The organism is Halorubrum yunnanense (genome assembly GCF_026586675.1).
GTDB classification, from domain to species: domain Archaea; phylum Halobacteriota; class Halobacteria; order Halobacteriales; family Haloferacaceae; genus Halorubrum; species Halorubrum yunnanense.
Genome location: NZ_JAODIX010000069.1, coordinates 1 through 2,609, shown reverse-complemented (window position 1 = coordinate 2,609; position 2,609 = coordinate 1). Strand labels below are relative to the sequence as shown.

Genomic DNA, 2,609 nt, shown 5'->3' with positions numbered 1-2,609 from the left:
GCTGGGGAGGTGTGAGGTGCTGTGCGGTGCGGTCGGGTGGGACTCAAAGGGGCAGTCGCCGGCGGCTTTGCCGCCGGCTGCCAGAGGCGCGAAGCGCCTCGCTGCCGCGAGGACGAAGGCGCGCGACGCAAGGACCGCAGGAACGAGCGACGCGAGTGACGAGGGCCGCAGCGAGCGCACCGAGTCCTCGCGGCTGGGGCTTTGGAGGTGTTTTCCGCCGATCCGGTGTCAACTATTTATAAGCGAGCGGCTGGGGCTTTGGAGGTATTCTCGGCCTGTTCAGTATCATCTGCTTATAAATGAATAGCCGAACATTCGAAACTGGCTTCGGGTGTCGCTACGCGTTCGGAACCCGCCTAAAAGCGATCGATCGCCGGAGCCGAAACGTTCGCTACTTAAACGCCGCGGCCCTGCAGCTTCTCTTCTTCTTCCATGTCCTCGTTGGACTGGCCCTTCATCCCCTTGCCGGTGCCGCTCGCGATGCGGGCGAGCTCGTCGGGGTCGTCCCAGTTGTTGACGGCCTCGACGACGGCGTGGCCCATCGCCGCGGGGTCCTCCGCGCCGAAGATGCCGGAGCCGACGAAGATGCCGTCGCAGCCGTGGTACATCATGAGCGCGGCGTCGGCGGGCGTCGCGATCCCGCCAGCGGCGAAGTTCACGACCGGGAGCCGCTCGGCCTCGGCGGTCTCGTGGACCAGGTTGCGGGGGGCGCCGTGCTCGCGGGCCCACTTCTCGCGCTCCTCGTGGTTGAGCCCGATCAGCGTCCGGATCTGGTTTTTGATCGTGCGCTGGTGTTTGACCGCCTGGTTGACGTCGCCGGTGCCGGCCTCGCCCTTCGTGCGGATCATCGCCGCGCCCTCGCGGATGCGGCGGAGCGCCTCCGGGAGGTTGCGCGCGCCGCAGACGAACGGCGACGCGAAGTCGCGCTTGTCGGTGTGGTACTCGTCGTCGGCGGGCGTGAGCACCTCCGACTCGTCGATCATGTCGACACCGAGCGACTCCAGGATCTCCGACTCCTTGCGGTGGCCGATGCGGGACTTCCCCATCACGGGGATCGAGACCTCGTCGATGACCTCGGGGACCCGCTCGGGGTCGGGCATCCGGGCGACGCCGCCGCGCTTCCGGATGTCCGCCGGGACGTGCTCCAGCACCATCACGGCGACCGCGCCGGCGTCCTCGGCGATGCGGGCCTGTTCGCGGTTGACGACGTCCATGATAACGCCGCCCTTCTGCATCTGCGCGAAGCCGCGCTTGACCAGCTCGGTCCCCCGCTTCAGCTCCTCCAAATCGGTGGCCTCTGCCATACAATATCCATAGGTCGCCGACCACTTAACGGGTCGCTTTCGCCCGGAAACGACGGCGTTTGCCGGCACCGAGAGGACGCCGAAGCCCCGACGCTCACCGCCCCCGAAGTCGGACCGCTCACTGTCCCCGAAGTCGGACCGCTCACCGTCCCCGAAGCTACGCCGCGAGCCCAGCGCGACTGCACTCCGACCCCAGCGCGACCCCACCGCGACCGCGCCCTCCTCGATGCCACCGCAACGGGCAAGTCTCCGCCCCTCACAGATCCGGTCGTGACGACCGGAGCCATCGTCGCCGGCGGGCGCTCGACCCGCTTCGGCGACCGCGACAAGGCCGTCGCCCCGCTCGCCGACACCCCCATGATCCGCCGGGTTGCGGACCGGCTCGCGGCCACCGACGATCCGGTCCCGCCGGGCGCGGCCCGCGCCGCGGGCGGCGACCCCGTCGTCGACGAGTTCACGGTCAGCTGCCGGCCCGACCAGCGCGGGTCGATCGCGGCCGCGCTCGAGGGGCTCCCGCTCCCGGTGACGTGGGCGCTCGACGACGAACCGGACCTCGGACCGACGGCCGGGATCCGCAACGCCTGCCGGGCCGCCGCGTCCGACTACGTCGCCGTCGTCGCCTGCGACATGCCGTTCGTCGACCCCGGATTCCTCGCGTCCCTGCGCGAGGACGCCGGGGGGCACGAGGCCGCCGTCCCGCGGCTCGACGACCGCTGGCTCCAGACGACGCAAGCTGTCTACTGCGCCGACGCGATGGCCGCCGCCTGCGACCGCGCGCTCGCCCGCGGCGACCGAAAGGTGGTGGCGCCCTTAGCCGAGCTGGACCGCGCCGTCGTCGACGACGAGACCATCCGCTCGCGGACGACGGAGCGAACGTTCACGAACGTCAACACCCGAGAAGAGCTCGCCGAGGCCGAGGCCGCGATCGCGGCGACGCTCGGAACGGGCGACTTCGGCGACAGGGGTCCCGCCGACCGCGACGCCGACGACCGCGAGTAACGTCCGTCCCGACGCCGACGACCGCGAGTAACGCTCGCCCGACGCCGCTCAGCTCTTCAGGACCTCGTACGCCTCGTTCAGCTCCTTGAACGCCTCCTCGTCGCCGTCCTCGCCGTCGGGGTGGAGCCGCTTCGCCCGCTCTCGGTAGGTCTCGCGGATCGCCTCTTGATCCGCGGTCTGGTCGAGGCCGAGCGTTTCGTACGCGTCGCGCTCGGTCATCCCGCCGGTCGGCGGCGCGCGGTCGCGCGGGTCGCGCCGTCCGCCCGCGCCCCGGGGCCCGCCGGCCGCCGCGCCGCCGAATCCCCC

At 70.9% G+C, this 2,609-nt stretch carries 4 protein-coding genes; 2 read left to right on the top strand and 2 right to left on the bottom strand.

The window, feature by feature from the left end:
* The coding region (locus tag N5096_RS14410; protein WP_267665504.1) for a hypothetical protein at window positions 1-307 on the top strand (307 nt) is incomplete at its 5' end.
* An 88-nt stretch (window positions 308-395) separates the two neighbouring features.
* Here the strand turns inward: N5096_RS14410 and pdxS are convergent.
* Entirely contained in the window at window positions 396-1,304 is a 909-nt protein-coding gene (pdxS, locus tag N5096_RS14405) for a pyridoxal 5'-phosphate synthase lyase subunit PdxS (protein WP_267665503.1), read from the bottom strand.
* Window positions 1,305-1,574: 270 nt separating this feature from the next.
* On the opposite strand from pdxS, the gene N5096_RS14400 reads away from it, so the two are divergent.
* Window positions 1,575-2,303 carry a molybdenum cofactor guanylyltransferase gene (locus N5096_RS14400; protein WP_267665502.1) on the top strand — a complete coding sequence of 243 codons (729 nt, stop codon included), beginning with the start codon at window positions 1,575-1,577 and terminating at the stop codon, window positions 2,301-2,303.
* Between the two features lie 48 nt (window positions 2,304-2,351).
* Here N5096_RS14400 and N5096_RS14395 read toward each other — a convergent pair.
* Window positions 2,352-2,609, bottom strand: a 258-nt coding sequence (locus N5096_RS14395; protein WP_267665501.1) for a DnaJ domain-containing protein, incomplete at its 5' end; no start/stop codon positions are given.